The sequence below is a fragment of the Rathayibacter sp. Leaf185 genome (genome assembly GCF_001423885.1).
GTDB lineage: Bacteria > Actinomycetota > Actinomycetes > Actinomycetales > Microbacteriaceae > Rathayibacter.
On sequence record NZ_LMPP01000004.1, the window covers coordinates 344,124 to 363,911 of the forward strand.

Below are 19,788 nucleotides of genomic sequence, written 5' to 3' on the forward strand. Positions count from 1 at the left end.
TAACGCACGGGGCCAGGGTAGCACTGCCCTCCCGGGCCGCGCGGTGTCAGGCGACGAGACCGTTCTCGTAGGCGTAGACCACGAGCTGCACCCGGTCGCGCAGGCCCAGCTTGCCGAGCGTGCGGCTGATGTGCGTCTTCACCGTCGCCTCGCTGAGGAACTCGGCTCGCGCGATCTCGGTGTTGCTGAGCCCGCGGGAGGCGAGGTGGAAGATCTCGCGCTCGCGATCGGTGAGCGTCTCGAACTCGGCCGGCGTCTCGCGGCCGCTGCCCGGCGCGCCGAAGTGCTCGAAGAGCTCACGGGTGGCGGAGGCGGCCACCACCGCGGTCCCGGCGTGGACCGTCCGCACCGACGCGAGCAGGAAGCCGGGCTCGGTGTCCTTGAGGAGGAAGCCGCTCGCGCCCGCGCGGATCGCACGCGCTGCCGCCTCGTCGAGATCGAAGGTCGTCAGCACCAGGATCCGCGGAGGTGCGACTCCCGCCTCGGCGGCGTGCGCGAGGATCCTCCGCGTCGACTCGATGCCGTCGACGCCGGGCATCCGGATGTCCATGAGCACGACGTCGGGTGCGACGCGGCCGACGAGCTCGGCACCCTCCGCACCGTCCGACGCCTCACCGACCACCTCGAGATCGGGCTGCGAGCTGAGGAGCATGCGGATGCCGGCGCGGAAGAGCGCCTGGTCGTCGACGAGGACGATGCGGATGGGATCGGTCATGCGGGGCTGCCTCCAGAGGCGAGGGGTCGGGTGAGGGGCGGCGGGTCGAGGGGGACCAGCGGGATCGGAGAGGTCGCGAGCGCGGGCAGGCGGGCGTCGACGACGAAGTGCTCACCGTCGGGGCCGGCGGTGAGGACGCCGCCGACGAGGGTGGCGCGCTCGTGCATGCCGACGAGGCCGTGGCCCTCCCCCGGCACCGTGACGGTCTCCTCATCCGAGCAGCGCGCGTTCCGCACGATCAGGACGACCTCGCCCGCCTCCCGCCGGAGCGAGACGTCCAGCGGGCTGCCGGGGCGGCCGTGGCGGAGTGCGTTCGTGGTCGCCTCCTGCGCGATCCGGTAGAGCGCCAGGCCGGTGGCGCGGGGGACGGAGTCGAGATCGACCTCGAGATCGGAGTGCACCCGCGCACCGGCACCCGAGACGCTGTCGAGCAGCGCGGGGAGATCGCGGGCCTCGGGCTGCGGGCCGTCGCTCTGGCTGTGCCGCAGCTGGGCGAGCAGCACCCGCACGTCTCCGAGCGCGTCTCGGGCGACACTCGAGATCGTCAGGAGGGCGGCATCGGTCTGCTCGGGGCTCGCCGCCCCGAGGTAGCGGGCTCCGTCGGCCTGCGCGATGACGACGGCGAGCGAGTGCGCCACGACGTCGTGCATGTCGCGCGCGATCCGGTTGCGCTCCTCGACCGTGTCGAGCTCGCGCTGCGCCCGGGCGCGCTCGCGCTCGGCCTCGGCACGGAGGCTCTGTCCCTCCCGCGCCCGGCGGACGGAGCGGGACAGCAGCCCGACGGTCCACGAGAGGCCGAGAGTCGCGAGGATCCCGCTGAAAGTCGCCCCCAGAGTGAGCACGGAGTCGACCGTGTTCGCGATCAGATCGAAGGCGAGGACCAGATAGGCGACCGCGACGACGGAGCCGGCGATCGCCGAGATCGCGCCGGCGGCTCGCACCCGGCGCGACGAGGCTGCTCCGGCGCCGAACAGCACGACGAGGATCGCGAGGTCCGCGGAGCCGGGAGCGAGGTGCAGCGCCATCTGCAGGGCGGCACCGATCCAGGCGATGGTGAGCGCGAGACCCGGGGAACGACCGTGGAGGACGAGCGCCACCGAGAGGACGCCGGCGACGAAGACGTCCAATGTGTCGTTGAGCGCCGTGATCGACAGGCCCGTCAGCGCCAGGAGGAGGACCGCCTGGCCCCCCGCAGCGCCGACCGCGAACGGATCCTGGGGTCCGGCGACGCGAGTCAGGAGTCGCTCGACCTGGTCGTCGGGGCCGACCGGGGAGCGTACTCCGAGCACGAAGGAGAGCACCTTCAGTCCGCACAGCACCGAGGCGACGAGGAGCGCGACGACGGCGCGGACCAGGAACTCGATGTTCGACGGCAGCGCGTCGAGCCCGGGCAGATCGAGGCCGGCCGAGAGGCCGCCGATCCCCGAGAGGAGCAGTGCGCCCGCGAGGGCGAGTGACCTCGTCCACGGTCCGAGCCTGCGAGCCGTCGACCAGAGCACGACCATGCCGACGAGGACGCCGTCGACCGGTACGCCGACGACGGTGAAGCCTCCGCCGGCGATCACCGCGAGCGCGATGAGCGTGGGGGCGAGGGCCGGCAGGAGAGCGGCGACCGCGAGAGCCAGACCGATCAGCAGTCCGGCCGGCACGGTCTCCATCGGCTCGACGGCGACGAGACCCGCGATCAGGTGCAGGGCGGCGAGGGCCGCCCCGGCGACCGGGAGCGCCGCCGGACGGTCGAGGAGGGCACGCATGCTTCTCACGCTAGGGGGCGGAGGGCGTGCTGTCGTCGTCCTGCGGGGTGATCGGCGTCACCCTCCGGCCGAGGGCGTGGATCAGAACCCGAGGCGCCCGAGCAGCTTCGGGTCGCGCTGCCACTCCTTCGCGACCTTCACCCTGATCGAGAGGAAGACGCGCTTGCCGAGGAGCCGCTCGATCTGCTCGCGCGACACCGCGCCGACCTCGCGGAGCCGCTGACCGCCCTTGCCGATGATGATGCCCTTCTGGCTGTCGCGCTCGACGAAGACGTTCGCGTAGATGTCGATCAGGGAGCCGTCCTCGCGCTCGACCATGTCGTCGAGCGTCACGGCGAGGGAGTGCGGGAGCTCGTCGGACACGCCCTCGAGCGCGGCCTCCCGGATGAACTCGGCGATGCGCGAGAAGAGGTCCTCGTCGGTCACCGCCTCCTTCGGGTAGAGAGCGGGTGACTCCGGCATCAGCGAGAGCAGCTCGGAGGCGAGGACGTCGAGCTGCTCGGCGGTCACGGCGGAGATGGGGACGATGGTGTCCCACTCGCGGAGCTCGGAGACGGCGAGCAGCTGCTTCGCCACGGACTTCTTCGACATCAGGTCGACCTTCGAGACGATCGCGACCTTGCGCGCCCGCGGGAAGGAGTCGAGCTGCTCGTTGATGAAGCGGTCGCCGGGGCCGATCGGCTCGTCGGCCGGGAAGAGCATCCCGATCACGTCGACGTCGCCCAGCGTCGAGGTGACGAGCGAGTTGAGACGCTCGCCCAGCAGGGTGCGGGGGCGGTGGATGCCGGGGGTGTCGACGACGATCAGCTGGCCCTCCTCGCGGTGCACGACTCCGCGGATCGCGCGCCGCGTCGTCTGCGGCTTCGAGCTGGTGATCGCGATCTTCTCGCCCACGAGCGCGTTGGTCAGCGTCGACTTGCCGACGTTGGGACGGCCGACGAACGACACGAATCCCGCCCGGAAGGGCGTCGTGGGAGGGGTGGTGTCGGTCATCGTGCGTCCTCGTTCGGTGCTGTCGTCGTCGGTGCTGCGGTGGTCGGTGCCGCGGTGGGCGCCGGTGCGGTGGTCATGGGGTGATCGCGTTCTCGGTGGTCGTCGTCGGGGACTCGTCGACCGGAGCCTTCTTCCGGTTCTTCCCGTCGTCGGCCCTCGGCTTCTTGGACTTCTTGGACCCGGAGGGCTTCGGCTTCTCCTGCGAGGGATCCGCGTGGTCGCTGCCGCCATCGGTGTCCCCTCCGTCGTCGGCGACGACGGGGATCGGGCCGGTACCGGGCTCGCGTGACGGATCGTAGTCCGGATCGCGGCGGACGATGACCGTCGAGATGGTGCCTCGGCGGGGATCCGCCTGCTCAGCCTCGAGGATCACGCCGTCGATGCGAGCGACGGCACCCCGTTCGGGCAGCCGGCCGTAGGCCTTGGTGAGCAGACCGCCGACGGAGTCGACGTCGTCGTCCTCGAGGTCGAGCTCGAACAGCTCGCCCAGCTCGTCGACCGGCAGCCGCGCCGAGACGCGGTAGACGCCGGGCTCGGTCTCCTCGAAGAGGTCGACCTCGCGGTCGTACTCGTCCGAGATGTCGCCGACGAGCTCCTCGATGAGGTCCTCGAGTGTGACGAGGCCGGCGATGCCTCCGTACTCGTCGACCACCATCGCTAGATGGTTCGACTCGAGCTGCATCTGGCGGAGGAGCTCGTCGGCCTTCTTCGACTCAGGCACGAAGAGCGCCGGCCGGGCCAGCTCCGAGACGGCGTCGGCGTCGTCGGGCCGCTCGTAGGTGTGCCGCGCGACGTCGCGGAGGTAGAGGACGCCGAGCACGTCGTCCACTCCGTCGCCGATCACGGGCAGTCGCGAGATCCCGCGGCTGAGCAGCAGGCCCATGCCCGCGCCGACCGAGGCGCTCGCCTCGATGGTCACCATGTCGGTCCTCGGGACCATGACCTCGCGGACGAGGGTGTCGTTGAACTCGAAGATCGAGTGGATGAGCTCGCGGTCGTCCTGCTCGAGGACGTCCTGCTCGGTGGCCTCGTCGACCATGCTGAGGAGCTGTTCCTCGGACGAGAAGCCGGCCGAGCGCCCGGTGCCCGGGGTGACCCGGTTGCCGAGGGCGACCAGCCCGTGCGCCACTGGGCCGAGGCCGACCCGCAGGACGTGGACGAGCGAGGCGCTCGTGCCGAGCACGGCGCGCGCGTGCGCTCGCCCGACGCTGCGGGGGCTCGATCCGACGAGCACGAACGAGACGGCCGCCATGATCAGGATCGCGAGCAGCAGCGCCAGCCAGAGCTGCTCGATGACGACGACGAGAACGGCGGTCACGAAGACGGCCGCCGTCGTCTCGGCGGCGATCCGCGAGAAGTTGACGACGTTGACGTGCGCGCTGAGGTCGCCGGCGATGGCCCGCAGCGACCGCGCGCTTCGGGAGTGGTTGGCCATGTCGAGCAGATCGCTCCGCGAGAGGACGCCGAGCGCGGCGTCGGTCGCCGCGAGCCAGCCGCCGACGGCGACGAGGGCGAGCGCGGCGACGAGCAGCTGGAGGGTCAGCACGAGGCGCCTATCGTCGTCGTTCGCTGATGTGGAAGCCCACGAGGATGTCGCGCTGGATGCCGAACATCTCGCGCTCCTCCTCGGCCTCGGCGTGGTCGAAGCCGAGCAGGTGCAGCAGCCCGTGCGCGGTGAGCAGCTGCAGCTCGTCGAGCACCGAGTGACCGGCCGCCTCGGCCTGCGTCTGGGCGACCTGCGGGCACAGCACGATGTCGCCGAGGAGTCCGGCGGGAGTCTGCTCGTCCTCGGTGCCCGGGCGCAGCTCGTCCATCGGGAAGCTCAGCACGTCGGTGGGCCCCGGCTCGTCCATCCACTGGACGTGCAGCTGCTCCATCGCCCCCTCGTCGACCAGCACGATCGCCAGCTCGGCGTCGGGGTGCACGTGGAGCGAGTCGAGCGCGTAGCCGGCGAGGCGCAGCAGTGCCGCCTCGTCGACGGGGACGCTCGACTCGTTGTTGATCTCGATGCTCACGGGGCGCGGAAGTCCTTCTGTCGGGCGGGGTCAGCCGCGGGGGCGCTGGGGCTGGCTGTCGCCGCCGGTGCGGGTGGATCCGCGCCGCTCGGCGCGGTTCGCGAACTCGCGCGCCTGCTCGCGCTCGAAGTTCTGCGCCTGCTTCAGCTGGTCGTACTCGGTGTACGCGTCGACGATGCGGCCGACGAGGTTGTGGCGCACCACGTCCTCGCTGCCCAGGCGCGAGAAGTGGATGTCGTCGATGTCGTCGAGCACCCGGGTGACGAGCCGGAGCCCGCTCGATCCGGTGGGCAGATCGACCTGGGTGATGTCGCCGGTGATCACCATCTTCGAGCCGAAGCCGAGGCGGGTGAGGAACATCTTCATCTGCTCGGGCGTGGTGTTCTGCGCCTCGTCGAGGACGACGAACGAGTTGTTCAGCGTCCGCCCGCGCATGTAGGCCAGGGGCGCGACCTCGATGACGCCCGCGGCCAGCAGCTTCGGGACGTTCTCGGGGTCCATCATCTCGTTCAGCGCGTCGTAGAGCGGGCGCAGGTACGGGTCGATCTTGTCGGTGAGCGAGCCGGGGAGGTAGCCGAGCCTCTCGCCCGCCTCGACGGCGGGACGGGTCAGGATGATCCGCTCGACCTCCTTGCGCTGGAGGGCCTGCACCGCCTTCGCCATCGCGAGATAGGTCTTGCCCGTGCCCGCCGGGCCGATGCCGAACACGATGGTGTTCTGGTCGACGGCGTCGACGTACTCGCGCTGACCGACGGTCTTGGGGCGGATGCTCTTGCCGCGCGCCGTGAGGATCGCCTGCCCGAACGCCTCCGCCGGCGACACCGGGCCGCCGTTCTCGAGGATCCGCGCGGACTCTCGCACGCCGTCGGGGTCGAGATCGTGGCCGCCTGCCGTCATGAGCACCAGTTCTTCCACCAGGCGCGCCGCAGCCGCAACCGGGGCGTGCTCGCCGTCGAGCGTCACCTCGTTGCCGCGCACGTGCACCCGGACGTCGGGGAATCGTCCTTCGACCGCCCGGATGAGGCGGTCCTGAGGTCCGAGGAGGCGCACCATGGCGACTCCGTCGACGGCGACGACGCGGTGCGCCGGGCCGGTGAGAGGCGGGGTGGTGAACTGCTCAGTGGCGGCGGTGCCGCCGGGGAGGTCGGGAGTCGGAGCTGCCGGGCTGTCGCCCGCGTGGTCAACCGGTGGCAAGAGAGCCTTCCGTCAGGTGTCCGCCCAGGACATGGGCGTGGACGTGGAACACGGTCTGGCCGGCCTCTTCGCCCGAGTTGAAGACGAGGCGGAACTGCCCGCCGGAGTGCGCATCGGCCAGGGTCTGCGCGACCTCGACCATCTCGGCGAGCAGGGAGGCGTCGGCGGCGGCGAGAGCGGCGACGGTCGCGTACTCCTGGGTCTTGGGGAAGACGAGGAAGTGGACCGGAGCCTTCGGCGCGATGTCGGTGATGGCGAGGATCCGCTCGTTCTCGAACACCACGTCGGCAGGGATCTCGCCCCGGACGATGCGGGTGAAGACGGTGGGTTCGCTCATACGACCATCGTAAAGGCGGCTACCCGCACTCGGGCGCGCCGTTCGCCGAGGGCGCGCGTCACCAGCGGCCGAGCCGGGCCGAGAGCACGGCGATCGCGGCGGGCCCGGCGGTCGAGGTGCGCAGGACGGAGTCGCCCAGCGCGACGGCCTCGGCCCCCGCCTCCTCGAGTGCTCGCAGCTCCTCCGGAGCGATACCGCCTTCGGGGCCGACGACCAGCACCAGGTCGCGCTCATCGGGCATCACGGCCGAGAGCCGGGAGGCGGCACCCGGCTCGAGGACGAGGATCCGGGCGGTCCCGGCCCGCTCGACGATCCCTCGCAGGACGGCCAGCGCCGACACCTCCGGCACCCGGGCGCGCAGCGACTGCTTGCTCGCCTCGCGGACGATGCTGCGCCAGCGCTCGCGGCCCTTCTCCTCCTTGCCGCCCGCCCAGCGCGAGACGGAGCGGTTCGCCTGCCAGGGGACGACCTCGTCGACGCCCAGCTCGGTCGCCGCCTGGATCGCGAGCTCGTCGCGGTCCCCCTTGGCGAGGGCCTGCACGAGCACGAGCCGGGGCGAGGGGGCGGCCAGCTCCTCGACCGAGTCGACGAGGAGCGAGACGCGGGACGCCTCCGCCGTCTCGACGGTCGCGGTGGCGACTCGCCCCCGGCCGTCGCCGATGCGCACCGACTCGCCGGCGCGGAGGCGGCTGACCGTGGCGGCGTGGCGCGCCTCCGCGCCGGTCAGCACGAGCCGCCCTCCCCGGACGAAGTCGCCGGAGTCGAGTGTCTCGTCGATGTAGTGGTGCGCCACGCCGGCCTAGCCGAGGAAACGGTCGCGGAGCTTCGAGAACAGCCCCTGCTGGAAGTGGGTGAGCGCCGGCTTCTGCGGCTTGTAGTGCTTGGCGAACTCCTGGACGAGCTCGCGTTCGCGGTGGCCGAGCTTGGTTGGTGTGACCACCTGGATGCCGATGCGCAGGTCGCCGCGACCGTTTCCGCGCAGCTTCGTGACTCCGCGGCCCTTGATCGTGACGATCTCGGTGCTCTGGGTGCCCGGCTTGATCTCGATCTCGATGTCGCCGTCGAGGGCGGCGAGCGTCGCGGTCGAGCCGAGGATCGCATCGGTCATCTGCACTTCGAGGGTGCAGAGCAGGTCGTCGCCGTTGCGGCTGAAGACGTCGTGGTGCTTGACCTTGATCTCGAGGTAGAGGTCGCCGTTCGGTCCGCCTGCGGGGCCGACCTCGCCGCTGCCCGGCATCTGCAGGCGGAGGCCCGTGTCGACCCCCGCGGGGACGTCGACGGGGATCGTGCGGCGCGCGCGGACGCGGCCCTGTCCCTGGCAGGTGGAGCACGGGGTCGCGATGACGGTGCCGTAGCCGCGGCAGGTGCCGCAGGGACTCGCGGTCATCACGTTGCCGAGGAGTGAGCGGACCGTGCGCTGGATCTGGCCCGAGCCGTGGCAGATGTCGCAGGTGACGGGCGAGGTGCCGGGCTGGCAGCACGAGCCGTTGCAGGTCTCGCAGAGCACGGCGGTGTCGACCTCGAGGTCGCGGTGGGTGCCGAAGATGACCTCGTCGAGCGACACCTCGACCCGCAGCAGCGCGTCCTGACCGCGCTCGCGGCGCGACCGGGGACCGCGGGACGACCCCTGCGCGCCCTGGCCGAAGAACGTCTCGAAGATGTCGCCGAAGCCACCGAAGCCCTGAGCGCCGCCCCCGAAGCCCTCCTGCGGGCCGCGGTCGTACTGCTGGCGCTGCTGCGCGTCGCTCAGGACGTCGTAAGCGTGCGTGACGAGCTTGAAGCGCTCGGAGGCGTCGGCGCTGGGATTGACGTCGGGGTGCAGTTCGCGCGCGAGCCGGCGGTACGCCTTCTTGATCTCGTCGTTGGAGGCGTCGCGGGCGACGCCCAGCACTTCGTAGTGATCGGCCACAGGTGGCTTCGTCCTTCGTTCGTGGGTCGGTGCGCCGGGCACGGCGGACCTGTCGGGAGCCGGAGGGACCGGCGGAGGTTCGGGGTCACTCCTCGCCGAGGAGGCGGGAGAGGTAGCGGGCGACGGCTCGGACCGCCGCGATGTTGCCGGAGTAGTCCATCCGGATCGGCCCGAGGACGCCGAGGCGCGAGACCTGGCCGCCCGAGGTGTTGTAGCCGCTCGTGAGCACGGACGTCTCCTGGAGGCCGAACGGCGCGTTCTCACGGCCGATGCGGACCGAGATGCCCCGCGGATCGGGCGTCATCTCGGCGAACAGGCGCAGGAGCTCGACCTGCTCCTCGATCGCTTCGAGGACCGGGTAGATGCTGCCCGAGAAGTCCTCCTCGGTGCGCACGAGGTTGGCCGCGCCCGCCATCACGAGGCGGTCCTGCCGGTTCGCGCCGACCTGCTCGAGCAGGGTCTGCACGATCGGGGTCAGCGTCTCGCGCCGCTCCGGAGCGAACCGCTCGGCAGCCGTCTGCAGGATCTCGGCGGCGGCCTGGAGGCCCAGACCGAGAACGGCGGTGTTGAGCTTGGCGCGGATCTCGCCGAGCAGCTCGTCGTCGACATCGGCCGGCGTCTCGAGCACGCGCTGATCGACCCGGCCGGTGTCGGTGATCAGCACCGACAGGAGGCGCCTGGGCGCCAGAGCCACCAGCTCCACGTGGCGGATGCGCGCGGCTCCGAACGACGGGTACTGCACGAGGGCGACGCTGTTGGTGAGCTGCGAGAGCAGACGCACCGTCTTCACGAGCACCTCGTCGAGATCGGGGCTCTGGCCCAGGAACGTCTCGATCGCCTGCCGCTGGGCCGCGGTCAGCGGGCGCAGATCGGTGAGCTGGTCGACGAAGAGGCGGTAGCCCTTGTCGGTGGGAACGCGGCCTGAGGAGGTGTGCGGGGCCGCGATCAGCTCCTCCTCCTCGAGCTGCGCCATCTCGTTGCGGATGGTGGCGGCAGAGACTCCGAACGCGTGGCGCTCGACGATCGACTTGGAGCCGACCGGCTCGCGGTGCGCGACGTAGTCCTGCACGATGACGCGCAGCACCTGGAGACCTCGCTCCGTCACCATGCGATCGACCTCCCGTCGGGCTCCGTGTGCACTTCATCGCGGACCTTGGCACTCCGCGGGAATGAGTGCCAATCATAACCGCGCGCGCGGAGAGAGGCCGGGGTTGCGTGCGGATCGGCGTGGTGCTCGCTCATTGCCCGCCGTCGGCGACGGCAGTACCGTGAGCGCGCGGTCGGAGGCGGTCGACGCGCGGCCGGCCGGTGCGCACGTCGATCGACGCGCGCCGGAGCGCGTCTTCTGAGAGGAACGACCATGTCACTTCCCGATGCAGGCGGCTCACCGGAGCCCACTCCCCGCCCCGCCGCCGCCCCGCTGACCGAGACCGAGGACCGCCAGTGGGCGTCGTTCGCGCACCTCGGCGGCATCCTGTCCTTCCTCCCGTCGCTGATCATCTGGCTCGTCTTCAAGGACCGCGGCCGCTTCACGGAGGCGGAGGCCAAGGAGGCGCTGAACTTCCAGATCACGCTCCTGATCGTCCACGTGATCGCCTGGATCCTCTCGGCGACGGTCGTCGGAGCGATCATCGGGATCCCGCTGGACCTCGCCGCGTGGGTCGTCTCGATCGTGTTCTCGATCCTCGGATTCCTCAAGGCGAAGGACGGGACCCCCTACCGGTACCCGTTCGCCGTCCGACTCATCAAGTAGGACGACTCGCTGGACGCCCGCGCATGCCACGATGGACGCCGAGCGCACGGGGGTCGCCCGGGGCGCAGACGTCGGAAACGGAGACTCTCATGTCGGCCACCCCTCCCCCGCCCCCCGCTTACGGCACGCCCGCTCCGCCGCTCAACCCGGCGGACGAGAAGACCTGGGCGATCGTGACGCACGTGCTCGGCATCTTCTTCAGCTTCCTGCCGTCGCTGATCGTGTTCCTCGTCTTCAAGGGCCGCGGACCGTTCCTCGAGGCCCACGCGAAGTCGGCCCTGAACTTCCACCTGACGACGCTGATCGCCTACGTCGCCGGCACGATCCTGACCTTCGTGTTCGTCGGCGTGATCGTGTTCTTCGTCGTGCCGATCCTGGTGATCATCTTCGGCATCATCGCCGCGGTACGCGCGAGTGCGGGCGAGTACTACACGTACCCGCTCAGCATCCCGTTCTTCAAGTAGGAACGTCCGCGCGAGTAAGGCCGGAAGCCCCCTTCTTCCCGAGATCTCGGGATCCGGGGATTCCGGCCTTACTGGTGAGACTCAGCCGTCGGTGAGGCGGCGCACGACCGCGTCGGCCAGCAGGCGCCCCCGCAGCGTCAGCACGACGCGTCCCTGCAGGGCGGCGCGGCCGTCCACGAGACCGTCGGCGATGAGACCCGCGACGTCGCGCCTGTGCTCCGGATCGACCGCGTCGATCGGCAGGCCGTCCGAGAGCCGGGATCGCAGCAGCACGTCCTCGACCCGGCGCGTGTCGGCGTCGAGCGTCTCGCGCCCGGCGGCGGGCGAGTCGCCGGCGCGGAGGCGGTCGGCGTAGGCCGCCGGGTGCTTCACGTTCCACCAGCGCACCCCGCCGACATGGCTGTGCGCACCCGGACCGACGCCCCACCAGTCGTGACCGAGCCAGTACGAGAGGTTGTGCCGCGAGCGGTGCGCGTCGTCGCGGGCCCAGTTGCTGACCTCGTACCACGAGTAGCCGGCAGCCGCGAGTCGCGCGTCGGCCAGCTCGTACATGTCCGCGGTGAGGTCGTCGTCCGGAGTCGCCACCTCGCCCCGGCGGATCTGCCGGGCGAGCTTGGTGCCGTCCTCGACGATCAGCGCGTAGGCGGACAGGTGGTCCGGTCGGTTCGCGAGCGCGGAGTCGAGCGAGCGCTCCCAGTCGGCCAGCGACTCTCCCGGCGTGCCGTAGATGAGGTCGAGGCTGACCTGCAGTCCGGCATCCCGAGCCCACTGCACCACGAGCGGCACGCGCTCGGGATCGTGCGTGCGCTCGAGCGTCGCGAGGACGTGCGGGACGGCCGACTGCATCCCGAAGCTGACGCGGGTGAAGCCGGCGTCGGCCAGCGTGCGCAGGTAGGCGGCGTCGACCGAGTCGGGGTTGGCCTCCGTCGTGATCTCGGCCCCCTCGGCGATGCCGAAGTTCGTGCGGAGCCCGTCGAGCATGCGCACGAGGTCGCCGGCCGGGAGCAGCGTGGGTGTGCCGCCTCCGAAGAACACCGTCGCCGCCGGGCGCCGCGGCAGGCCGGCGCGCTCGAGCACGGAGGCGCCGAGCACCATCTCGCCGATCGCCTGGTCGGCGTAGTCCTGCTGCTTCGCACCGCGCAGCTCGGTGGCGGTGTAGGTGTTGAAGTCGCAGTAGCCGCAGCGCACGCGGCAGAACGGCACGTGCACGTAGAGACCGAGGTCGCGCTGCTCGACGCCGTCGGCGACGGACGCGGGCAGGAGGCCGTCGAGCGGAGCGGGATCGGCGAGCGGGGGGGCGCTTCCCACGTCAGCTGACGCGCGCCGGCAGCAGTGCGCGCAGGTACTTCTTGACCTGCCGCTTCTGCACGGAGCGCAGCACCGGGGCACCCAGGCGGTAGAGAGCGGTGGAGGGGCGAGAGAAGACGCGGATGACGAGCCAGACCGAGTCGTCGGCGCGCTTCTCGACGACGAACGACTCCTCGCCGCTCTCGGGGTGGCCCTCGAGCGTGCCGTAGGCGAAGCCGACCTGGTCGGGCTCGTCTACGACGTAGACGACCCGCACCGGGGCGTCCACCGTGCGGCCGAGGAGGGTGACCTTGAGGACCGCGGTGACGCCGGCGGTGATGTAGGGCGTGCCGTCGGGAGCGAAGTGCTCCTCCGTCGGGCGGCTCGCGAGATCGATCGGGGTGCCGGCCGAGTCGAAGTTGACGCCGGTGTACTGCACGCCGCTGCCCGAGGTGATGTCGGAGACCGTGATGCCGCTGCCGCGCTGCACGCCCCAGGTCATCAGCGACGCGGTGGTGATGGCGAAGCGCTCGGCTCCCGAGCCGAGGCGGGCCTCGAAACGCTCGGCGGTGAATCCGTCGGGCGGGTACTCGAGCAGGTCGGGTGCGAGGGTCCCGCCGACCGCCGCGTAGGTGACCTGCGGCTGCCCCTCGAAGCTCGAGCGTCGGATGCTCACGGCGTGCTCCTGTTCTCGACTGCGGTGATCGGGTTCGCAGTGGTGCTCTCGGCGACGGACCGTGGTGGGCTCGTGCGCAAGGCTCCAGGGTATCGGATGCGTCCGGGGAGGAGCCGGATGGGGGTGCGGTCCGCCGCTAGTGTTCAGGAGGCTGCTCCTGCGCTCGCGGGAGGACCGCGGATCGTGGGGGTTCAGTGCGGATGAGGGCGACGACATCGGGGGCGTTCCGGCCTGCGGCGTGGGGCCTCGTGCTCCTGACCGTCGGAGGCGCACTCGCGGGATGCCAGGGCCGCGCCGACGCGGGGCAGGCCGCCGCTCTCGCGCCGTCGACGACGCCGGCGCCCGTGCAGACCACGGCCGAGCCGATCCCCGAGACCCCGGTCTCCGTCGAGCCGACCCTCGCGCCGACTCCGGCACTGCTCGAGACGCTGCCGCGCGAGGACGCCACGGGACAGCCGATCTACGACCTCGACTCCGACACCACGGCCTTCGTCTACCCCGCTTCGTTCGACGAGAGCGAGCGCGCGAACGCGACGATCTGGATCGAGCAGCAGCGGATCATCGCTCAGTGCATGCTCGACAAGGGCTTCGACTACACGTACACGCTCTGGTGGGAGCGTCCGAGCGGCCCGCGCCCGGCCGACGACCCGCTCTCCGCGTCGCTCTACCCTGCGGGGTCAGCGGGGTTCACCGCGCTGTACGGCGAGGAGACCGACCTGCCCTACGACTGGACGACCGCGGGCTGCCACGGGTACGCGGTGCACGTCACCGGCCAGGACGACGCGAACTGAGGCGGAGCTCGACCGCTACTTCTTGTCCTTGGTCTCGACGTCGCCCGAGAGCGCGGCGATGAACGCCTCCTGGGGGACCTCGACGCGGCCGACCATCTTCATGCGCTTCTTGCCCTCCTTCTGCTTCTCGAGGAGCTTGCGCTTGCGGGTGATGTCGCCGCCGTAGCACTTGGCGAGGACGTCCTTGCGCATCGCGCTGATCGACTCGCGCGCGATGATGCGGGCGCCGATCGCGGCCTGGATCGGCACCTCGAACTGCTGGCGCGGGATGAGCTTGCGCAGCCTTCCGGTCATCAGGACGCCGTAGGCGTAGGCCTTCTCGCGGTGCACGATCGCGCTGAACGCGTCGACCTGCTCGCCCTGCAGCAGGATGTCGACCTTGACCAGGTCGGACTCCTGCGAACCTGCGGGCTCGTAATCGAGGGAGGCGTAGCCGGCGGTCTTCGACTTGAGGTTGTCGAAGAAGTCGAAGACGATCTCGCCGAGGGGCATGTGGTAGCGGATCTCGACGCGGTCCTCGCCCAGGTACTCCATGCCGATCAGGGTGCCGCGGCGGCTCTGGCAGAGCTCCATGATCGTGCCGACGTAGTCCTTCGGGGCGAGGATGGCGGCCTTGACGATCGGCTCGGTGACGGAGGCGATCTTGCCGACCGGGAACTCGCTCGGGTTCGTGACGGTGACGGTCTTCTTGTCCTCCGTCGTCACCTCGTAGATGACCGAGGGCGCGGTGGTGATCAGGTCGAGGCCGAACTCGCGGTCGAGGCGCTCGGTCACGATCTCGAGGTGCAGGAGACCGAGGAATCCGCAGCGGAAGCCGAAGCCGAGCGCGACCGAGGTCTCGGGCTCGTAGACGAGCGCGGCGTCGGAGAGCTTGAGCTTGTCGAGCGCCTCACGGAGGTCGGGGTAGTCGCTGCCGTCGATCGGGTAGAGACCCGAGAAGACCATCGGCAGCGGCTCGGTGTAGCCGGGCAGAGCCTGGGTCGCGGGCTTCGACGCGGTCGTGACGGTGTCGCCGACCTTCGACTGGCGCACATCCTTCACGCCGGTGATCAGGTAGCCGACCTCGCCGACTCCGAGACCCTTGGTCACCGTCGGCTCGGGGCTCGACACTCCGATCTCGAGGATCTCGTGCGTAGCGCGGGTCGACATCATCTGGATCTTCTCGCGCGGCGAGAGCTGGCCGTCGATCATCCGCACGTAGGTGACGACGCCGCGGTAGGAGTCGTAGACCGAGTCGAAGATCATCGCGCGCGCCGGCGCGTTCGCGTCGCCGACCGGCGGGGGGACGAGCTCGGTGACGCGATCGAGCAGCGCCTCCACTCCGACGCCGGTCTTGCCCGACACTCGCAGCACGTCGGAGGGGTCGCCGCCGATCAGGCTCGCGAGCTCGGCCGCGTACTTCTCGGGGTCGGCCGCGGGGAGGTCGATCTTGTTGAGCACCGGAATGATCGCGAGGTCGTTCTCGAGCGCCAGGTAGAGGTTGGCGAGGGTCTGCGCCTCGATGCCCTGAGCGGCGTCGACCAGCAGGATCGCGCCCTCGCACGCGGCGAGCGAGCGGCTGACCTCGTACGAGAAGTCGACGTGTCCGGGGGTGTCGATCATGTTCAGCGCGAAGGTGCGGCCGTCGCGCTCCCACGGCATGCGGACCGCCTGCGACTTGATCGTGATGCCGCGCTCGCGCTCGATGTCCATCCGGTCGAGGTACTGCGCGCGCATCGCGCGATCCTCGACGACGCCCGTGATGCCGAGCATGCGGTCGGCGAGGGTCGACTTGCCGTGGTCGATGTGGGCGATGATGCAGAAGTTGCGGATCGACGCCGGGTCGGTCGCGGCGGGCTCGAGAGCGGTGAGGGCACGTGGAGACATTGTGCGACCAGTCTCCCATGCCCGTGGCACGGGCCGGTCTAGAGCTCGAGGCCGTAGGTGCGGGTGGGCTCGACGCCGGGCGGGTTCTCGCGCTCGGGCAGGCGGACGAAGCCCATGCTCTCGTAGAGGGCGTGAGCGGCGAGCATGTCGCTCCCGCTGTTCATCACGACGCGCTCGAGGCCGCGCTCGGTCGCGAGCATGACCACGAACTCGGTGAGGAGACGTCCGAGACCGCGGCCGCGCGCCTGGGGAGCCACGGCGAGCAGCCGCCAGTCGAGCTCGCCCGGCCGGCCGAGCTCGTAGAGCCTGCGCCCCTCGGCGGCGGTCGTGACGGTGGCGAGGAGGCGGCCGTCACGATCCTCCGCGACCCAGACCTGGCCCTCGCGGTCGTGCCGGGCGACGTCCGCGACATCGGCGGCGTACTCCTCCCCCAGCTCGTAGTCGTGCGCGTAGGCGGACACGCGCAGGCGCGAGACCTCGTCGTACTCGCTCGCCCGCACCCGGCGGACGAGGATGCCGTCGGCGCTCACGCGGGTGCGGGGAGGGTTCGGAGGCCGTGCTCGATGTCGGCGGGATCGGCGGCGAGGCAGATCCGGATCCAGCCCTCGCCGCTGCGCCCGAAGGCGCTGCCCGGAGCGACGGCCACGAGGGTCTCGAGGAGGAACGCCTCGGCCCAGCTCGCGACGTCGCCCTGGCTCGCGTGCGAGACGTCGACCCAGAGGTAGAACGCGCCCTCGGGCTCGCGGAAGCGGATGCCGCGCTCGTCGAGCAGGGCGGTGGCGAGCTTGAGGTTCGAGAGGTAGTGGGCGGAGGCGGCGGCGACCGCGTCCTGCGGCCCGGTCAGCGCCGCGAGGGCCGCGCGCTGATCGGGCGTCGCGACGCAGCTGATCGCCGCCTCCTGCATGGTGACCATCGTCTTCGTCATGCCGGGAGGAGTGACGAGGTAGCCGACGCGGACACCGGTCATCGCGTAGGTCTTCGAGAGCGAGAAGACGCTGAAGACGCGGTCGTCGTCGTGACCGAGCTCCTCCGCGATCGCCGCGAGGCTCACGTGCGGGCGGCCGTAGGTGAAGTACTCGTAGACCTCGTCGCTGATCACCCAGAGGTCGTGGCGGCGGGCGAACTCGAGGAGCCGCTCGAGGAGCGGACGCGGGTAGACGACTCCGAGCGGGTTGGACGGGCTGTTGACGATGATGACGCGGGTGCGGTCGGTGACGATGCGCTCGAGCTCGTCGAGGTCGGGGAAGAAGCCGTTCTCGGGGCGCAGCGTGTACGGCACCGGGACGGCCCCTATCATCCGCGCGTTCATGGTGAAGGTCGTGTAGCCGGGATCGGGCAGCAGGACCTCGTCACCCGCGGCCAGGGTCAGCGTCATCCCCTGGTAGAGCGCCTGAGTGCCGCCGATGGTGAGCCAGACCTGCTCGACGTCGGCGTGGATCCCGTTGTCGCGGGCGAGCTTCTCGACGATCGCTCGTCGCAGCTCGGGGATGCCGCCGTTCGGCCCGTAGTTCGTGTCGTCGGCGGCCCACGCGGCCCGAGCCGCCTCGATGATGTGCGGCGCGAGCGGCACATCCGGCTCGCCGACGGCGAGGAACGTGACCCCGTCGAGCCGGAGAGCGATCTCGAAGAGGCGGCGGATGCCCGAGGGCGGCACCGCGGGGATGTGATCGGCGAGACGTGGCATCGCTGCCCAGGGTATCGGCGCCCGGCGCCCGCTCTCGTCGATGACAGCCGTGCACACCTGGCGTGTCGCGAGCGCGCGGCGCAGTTGAACGGGGGCGGCGGGTGCGCTAAAGTTCCTTGTTGGCTTGCGCTCCCACCCGGACTACCGGAGTTGTGGAGTGATCACTGGCCGGCGACCTCCAGTCGCACCGCGCGGCGATCGCACTGACGCCCGCGGAAGGGGCACTCCGTCGAGTAGCCGGCTGCACACACGCACATCCGAGAAGAAGGTAATCCACGTGGCAAACATCAAGTCGCAGATCAAGCGCAACCTCACCAACAAGAAGGCGAACGACCGCAACAAGGCCGTCAAGAGCGAGCTGAAGACCGCCGTCCGCGCGGTCCACACCGCCATCGCCGCCGGCGACTCCGAGAAGGCCGCCACCGCGCTCGCCTTCGCCGCGAAGAAGCTCGACAAGGCCTCGAGCAAGGGCGTCATCCACAAGAACCAGGCCGCGAACCGCAAGTCGGCCATCGCGAAGCAGGTCGCTGCGCTGTAAGGCTGCGTCTCACTGCAACGATGAAAGGTCCGGCCTCTGGCCGGGCCTTTCGTCGTTTCCGCTCGCCGTCGACGGTCTCCTCGTTCCTCGTCGTCCGTCGCGCAGTCGGCCCTCGTAGGTGGTTGCGGTCGAGGAGCGGCGAGCGCTCCGGGAACGACGATCCGCTCGAACGCGGATCGCCGGTGACCCTGCGGGGTGGGCGGCTGGTTCGGCGAGTCGGACTCAATCCATAGGGCTGCGTCACCCTGATGGTCGACGATCGGCCTCCGGATCGATGTTCAGGGAGAGGTAGGCATCCCGCTGCCAGCATGCTGGTCGAGTAGCCCCGCAGGGGCGTATCGAGACCCACCGTCGCCGGCAGGTCGGCGTTCGGCGCCGGCCTTCTGATGGTGGTGGATCTCGATACGCGCGCTGTGCGGGCTACTCGATCAGCAGGCGGTGGCCACGGTCACCAAGGACGTGCGGCCCGAAAAGGCAGCGTCAGGCGCGGCCCTTGAGGATGAGGTTCCAGTAGACCCACGGGAGGATGTAGCGGTCGGCGAGGTACGTGACGCGGCGCTCCTTGGCGAGGCCCTTCCAGAAGGGGATCGTGGGCTTCGGGCGGTAGCGGTCGTCGAACTCGGCGAACACGACCGTCGAGCGGGAGACGACGAACGGGCAGACGGAGTAGCCGTTGTAGACCTGCGGCAGCGGCTTGCTCTTGCGGGCGGCGACCATGTTCTTCGCGAGAGCCTTCACCTGGGGACGAAGGGCTCCTCCGGACTTCGAGTTGGTCGTGGCGGCGGCGTCGCCCAGCGCCCACACGTCGGGGTATCGCGGGTGGCGGAGCGTCAGCGGGTCCACGTCGACGAATCCGTCCGGCGCGGTGAGCCCCGTACCGGCGAGCCAGTCCGGTGCCGACTGCGGGGGGACGGCGTGCAGCACGTCGTAGGAGAGCGTCTCGCGGTGGCCGTGGCCCACCGACCCGGAGTCGTGATCCGCACCGAGATGCGCGCTGCGACGGTCGTCGCCGGCGATGACGATGCTCCGCGCCTCTGAATCGACCTCGACCAGCTCGCGGCTGTAGCGCACGTCGATGCCGTACTCGTGCACCTTGCGCTCGAGCTCGGCGTCGATCATCGGCATGCCGAACAGCGTCGGCGTCGGCACCACCAGCACCACGTGGATGTCGGCGAGCACGCCCGTCGCGCGCCAGTAGTCGCACGCCAGATACATCGGCTTCTGCGAGGCGCCCGCGCAGGTGGCGGGCCCGCTGGGCTGCGTGAAGACCACGGTGCCGCTCCGGACATCGCTGAGCACGCTCGACGCCTTGCGCGCGTAGTCGTACTCGTAGTTGGAGACGCCCACGGGCGACTCCATCGCCTCGGTCAGGCCGGGGACCGACGCCCAGTCCTTCTGGATGCCCGGGCAGACGACGAGCTGGCCGTAGCCGATGCGGCGACCTGAGGAGAGGGTGACCGTCTTCGCGACGGGATCGATGGTCCGCATGCGATCCTTGATCAAGGTCACGCCCTTCGGCATCACCGAGGCCTGCGACCGGGTCGCCATCGACGCCGGAGCGTTCCCGCCCGCGACGTGCGAGAACATCGGCTGGTAGAAGTGGGTGTCGCGCGGCTCGATCACCGCGACGTCCGAGACTCCGTACCGGCGGAGACGGCCCGCGGCCGAGAGGCCGGCGTTGCCTCCGCCGACGATGAGGACATCGTGTCGATCGGCGTCTGCGGGCAGAGCTGGTTGAGTCATCTCCCCACCGTATGGGCGCGGATCGACTCGAGAACGGGCTGGACAGAGCGGCTCGATCCACTCGCCTGA

General features: G+C 70.6%; 20 protein-coding genes. 4 read left to right on the top strand and 16 right to left on the bottom strand.

Annotation, left to right across the window (positions count from 1 at the left end; translation table 11 throughout):
• Nucleotides 1-46: 46 nt before the first annotated feature.
• The 10 genes from ASG06_RS15845 to hrcA all read right to left on the bottom strand — a co-directional run bounded on the left by ASG06_RS15845 (nucleotide 47) and on the right by hrcA (nucleotide 10,025).
• On the bottom strand, nucleotides 47-715 hold the full coding sequence (locus tag ASG06_RS15845; protein ID WP_056044297.1) for a response regulator: 669 nt from the start codon (nucleotides 713-715) through the stop codon (nucleotides 47-49).
• The gene (locus ASG06_RS15850) at nucleotides 712-2,469 is read right to left on the bottom strand and encodes a sensor histidine kinase (RefSeq protein ID WP_056044298.1); all 1,758 of its coding nucleotides are present in this window, start codon (nucleotides 2,467-2,469) and stop codon (nucleotides 712-714) included. Before ASG06_RS15850 ends, ASG06_RS15845 begins: the two co-directional genes overlap by 4 nt.
• Nucleotides 2,470-2,550: 81 nt before the next feature.
• The gene (gene era / locus ASG06_RS15855; RefSeq protein ID WP_056044300.1) at nucleotides 2,551-3,462 is read right to left on the bottom strand and encodes a GTPase Era; all 912 of its coding nucleotides are present in this window, start codon (nucleotides 3,460-3,462) and stop codon (nucleotides 2,551-2,553) included.
• A 73-nt stretch (nucleotides 3,463-3,535) separates the two neighbouring features.
• Nucleotides 3,536-5,008, bottom strand: coding sequence for a hemolysin family protein (locus ASG06_RS15860; protein ID WP_231727783.1), 1,473 nt, complete (start codon nucleotides 5,006-5,008; stop codon nucleotides 3,536-3,538).
• 7 nt (nucleotides 5,009-5,015) lie between these two features.
• On the bottom strand, nucleotides 5,016-5,477 hold the full coding sequence (ybeY, locus tag ASG06_RS15865; RefSeq protein WP_056044301.1) for an rRNA maturation RNase YbeY: 462 nt from the start codon (nucleotides 5,475-5,477) through the stop codon (nucleotides 5,016-5,018).
• A 30-nt stretch (nucleotides 5,478-5,507) separates the two neighbouring features.
• Nucleotides 5,508-6,530: a PhoH family protein gene (locus ASG06_RS15870; protein ID WP_056044629.1), complete on the bottom strand. Its 1,023-nt coding sequence runs from the start codon at nucleotides 6,528-6,530 to the stop codon at nucleotides 5,508-5,510.
• Nucleotides 6,531-6,657: 127 nt separating this feature from the next.
• Nucleotides 6,658-7,008: an HIT domain-containing protein gene (locus ASG06_RS15875; RefSeq protein WP_056044304.1), complete on the bottom strand. Its 351-nt coding sequence runs from the start codon at nucleotides 7,006-7,008 to the stop codon at nucleotides 6,658-6,660.
• 58 nt (nucleotides 7,009-7,066) lie between these two features.
• Nucleotides 7,067-7,801: a 16S rRNA (uracil(1498)-N(3))-methyltransferase gene (locus ASG06_RS15880; RefSeq protein WP_056044306.1), complete on the bottom strand. Its 735-nt coding sequence runs from the start codon at nucleotides 7,799-7,801 to the stop codon at nucleotides 7,067-7,069.
• A 6-nt stretch (nucleotides 7,802-7,807) separates the two neighbouring features.
• Complete coding sequence (gene dnaJ, locus ASG06_RS15885; protein ID WP_056044307.1) at nucleotides 7,808-8,917, bottom strand: molecular chaperone DnaJ; 1,110 nt, start codon at nucleotides 8,915-8,917, stop codon at nucleotides 7,808-7,810.
• Nucleotides 8,918-9,002: 85 nt separating this feature from the next.
• Nucleotides 9,003-10,025, bottom strand: coding sequence for a heat-inducible transcriptional repressor HrcA (gene hrcA / locus ASG06_RS15890; RefSeq protein ID WP_056044309.1), 1,023 nt, complete (start codon nucleotides 10,023-10,025; stop codon nucleotides 9,003-9,005).
• A 252-nt stretch (nucleotides 10,026-10,277) separates the two neighbouring features.
• Between hrcA and ASG06_RS15895 the strand changes: the two genes are divergently transcribed.
• Complete coding sequence (locus ASG06_RS15895) at nucleotides 10,278-10,670, top strand: DUF4870 domain-containing protein (protein ID WP_056044311.1); 393 nt, start codon at nucleotides 10,278-10,280, stop codon at nucleotides 10,668-10,670.
• A gap of 89 nt (nucleotides 10,671-10,759) precedes the next feature.
• A complete protein-coding gene (locus ASG06_RS15900) occupies nucleotides 10,760-11,134 on the top strand; it encodes a DUF4870 domain-containing protein (protein WP_056044312.1) in 375 nt (124 codons plus the stop codon).
• A gap of 81 nt (nucleotides 11,135-11,215) precedes the next feature.
• On the opposite strand, the gene hemW is transcribed toward ASG06_RS15900, so the two are convergent.
• Both hemW and ASG06_RS15910 read right to left on the bottom strand, forming a co-directional pair.
• On the bottom strand, nucleotides 11,216-12,442 hold the full coding sequence (hemW, locus tag ASG06_RS15905) for a radical SAM family heme chaperone HemW (RefSeq protein ID WP_056044314.1): 1,227 nt from the start codon (nucleotides 12,440-12,442) through the stop codon (nucleotides 11,216-11,218).
• A gap of 1 nt (nucleotide 12,443) precedes the next feature.
• On the bottom strand, nucleotides 12,444-13,097 hold the full coding sequence (locus tag ASG06_RS15910; RefSeq protein WP_231727784.1) for a DUF1990 family protein: 654 nt from the start codon (nucleotides 13,095-13,097) through the stop codon (nucleotides 12,444-12,446).
• 200 nt (nucleotides 13,098-13,297) lie between these two features.
• Here ASG06_RS15910 and ASG06_RS15915 point away from each other — a divergent pair, with 200 nt between their 5' ends.
• Nucleotides 13,298-13,888, top strand: a complete 591-nt coding sequence (locus tag ASG06_RS15915; RefSeq protein ID WP_156466012.1) for a hypothetical protein — start codon at nucleotides 13,298-13,300, stop codon at nucleotides 13,886-13,888.
• A gap of 15 nt (nucleotides 13,889-13,903) precedes the next feature.
• Here the strand turns inward: ASG06_RS15915 and lepA are convergent, their stop codons facing one another.
• Genes lepA through ASG06_RS15930 form a run of 3 tightly spaced genes read right to left on the bottom strand, consistent with a single transcriptional unit; the run spans nucleotide 13,904 to nucleotide 17,438 of the window.
• A complete protein-coding gene (gene lepA, locus ASG06_RS15920) occupies nucleotides 13,904-15,754 on the bottom strand; it encodes a translation elongation factor 4 (protein ID WP_056044316.1) in 1,851 nt (616 codons plus the stop codon).
• 38 nt (nucleotides 15,755-15,792) lie between these two features.
• Entirely contained in the window at nucleotides 15,793-16,284 is a 492-nt protein-coding gene (locus ASG06_RS15925; protein ID WP_056044318.1) for a GNAT family N-acetyltransferase, read from the bottom strand.
• Nucleotides 16,281-17,438 carry a pyridoxal phosphate-dependent aminotransferase gene (locus tag ASG06_RS15930; RefSeq protein WP_056044320.1) on the bottom strand — a complete coding sequence of 386 codons (1,158 nt, stop codon included), beginning with the start codon at nucleotides 17,436-17,438 and terminating at the stop codon, nucleotides 16,281-16,283. The genes ASG06_RS15925 and ASG06_RS15930 overlap by 4 nt, the downstream gene beginning before the upstream one ends.
• Nucleotides 17,439-17,715: 277 nt before the next feature.
• Here ASG06_RS15930 and rpsT point away from each other — a divergent pair, with 277 nt between their 5' ends.
• Entirely contained in the window at nucleotides 17,716-17,976 is a 261-nt protein-coding gene (gene rpsT / locus ASG06_RS15935) for a 30S ribosomal protein S20 (RefSeq protein ID WP_056044322.1), read from the top strand.
• Nucleotides 17,977-18,456: 480 nt separating this feature from the next.
• Here rpsT and ASG06_RS15940 read toward each other — a convergent pair whose 3' ends face one another.
• On the bottom strand, nucleotides 18,457-19,719 hold the full coding sequence (locus ASG06_RS15940) for an NAD(P)/FAD-dependent oxidoreductase (protein WP_056044324.1): 1,263 nt from the start codon (nucleotides 19,717-19,719) through the stop codon (nucleotides 18,457-18,459).
• Between the last annotated feature and the right edge of the window lie 69 nt (nucleotides 19,720-19,788).

Excerpts from the sequence above, each read along its gene's own strand:
- ASG06_RS15870 (WP_056044629.1), bottom strand. The coding sequence starts at position 6,530 with ATGGTGCGCCTCCTCGGACCTCAGGACCGCCTCATCCGGGCGGTCGAA.
- hrcA (WP_056044309.1), bottom strand. The coding sequence starts at position 10,025 with ATGGTGACGGAGCGAGGTCTCCAGGTGCTGCGCGTCATCGTGCAGGAC.
- ASG06_RS15940 (WP_056044324.1), bottom strand. The coding sequence starts at position 19,719 with ATGACTCAACCAGCTCTGCCCGCAGACGCCGATCGACACGATGTCCTC.
- ASG06_RS15900 (WP_056044312.1), top strand. The coding sequence starts at position 10,760 with ATGTCGGCCACCCCTCCCCCGCCCCCCGCTTACGGCACGCCCGCTCCG.
- ASG06_RS15845 (WP_056044297.1), bottom strand. The coding sequence starts at position 715 with ATGACCGATCCCATCCGCATCGTCCTCGTCGACGACCAGGCGCTCTTC.
- era (WP_056044300.1), bottom strand. The coding sequence starts at position 3,462 with ATGACCGACACCACCCCTCCCACGACGCCCTTCCGGGCGGGATTCGTG.
- ASG06_RS15895 (WP_056044311.1), top strand. The coding sequence starts at position 10,278 with ATGTCACTTCCCGATGCAGGCGGCTCACCGGAGCCCACTCCCCGCCCC.
- ASG06_RS15875 (WP_056044304.1), bottom strand. The coding sequence starts at position 7,008 with ATGAGCGAACCCACCGTCTTCACCCGCATCGTCCGGGGCGAGATCCCT.
- ASG06_RS15850 (WP_056044298.1), bottom strand. The coding sequence starts at position 2,469 with ATGCGTGCCCTCCTCGACCGTCCGGCGGCGCTCCCGGTCGCCGGGGCG.
- ASG06_RS15915 (WP_156466012.1), top strand. The coding sequence starts at position 13,298 with ATGAGGGCGACGACATCGGGGGCGTTCCGGCCTGCGGCGTGGGGCCTC.
- lepA (WP_056044316.1), bottom strand. The coding sequence starts at position 15,754 with ATGTCTCCACGTGCCCTCACCGCTCTCGAGCCCGCCGCGACCGACCCG.
- ASG06_RS15930 (WP_056044320.1), bottom strand. The coding sequence starts at position 17,438 with ATGCCACGTCTCGCCGATCACATCCCCGCGGTGCCGCCCTCGGGCATC.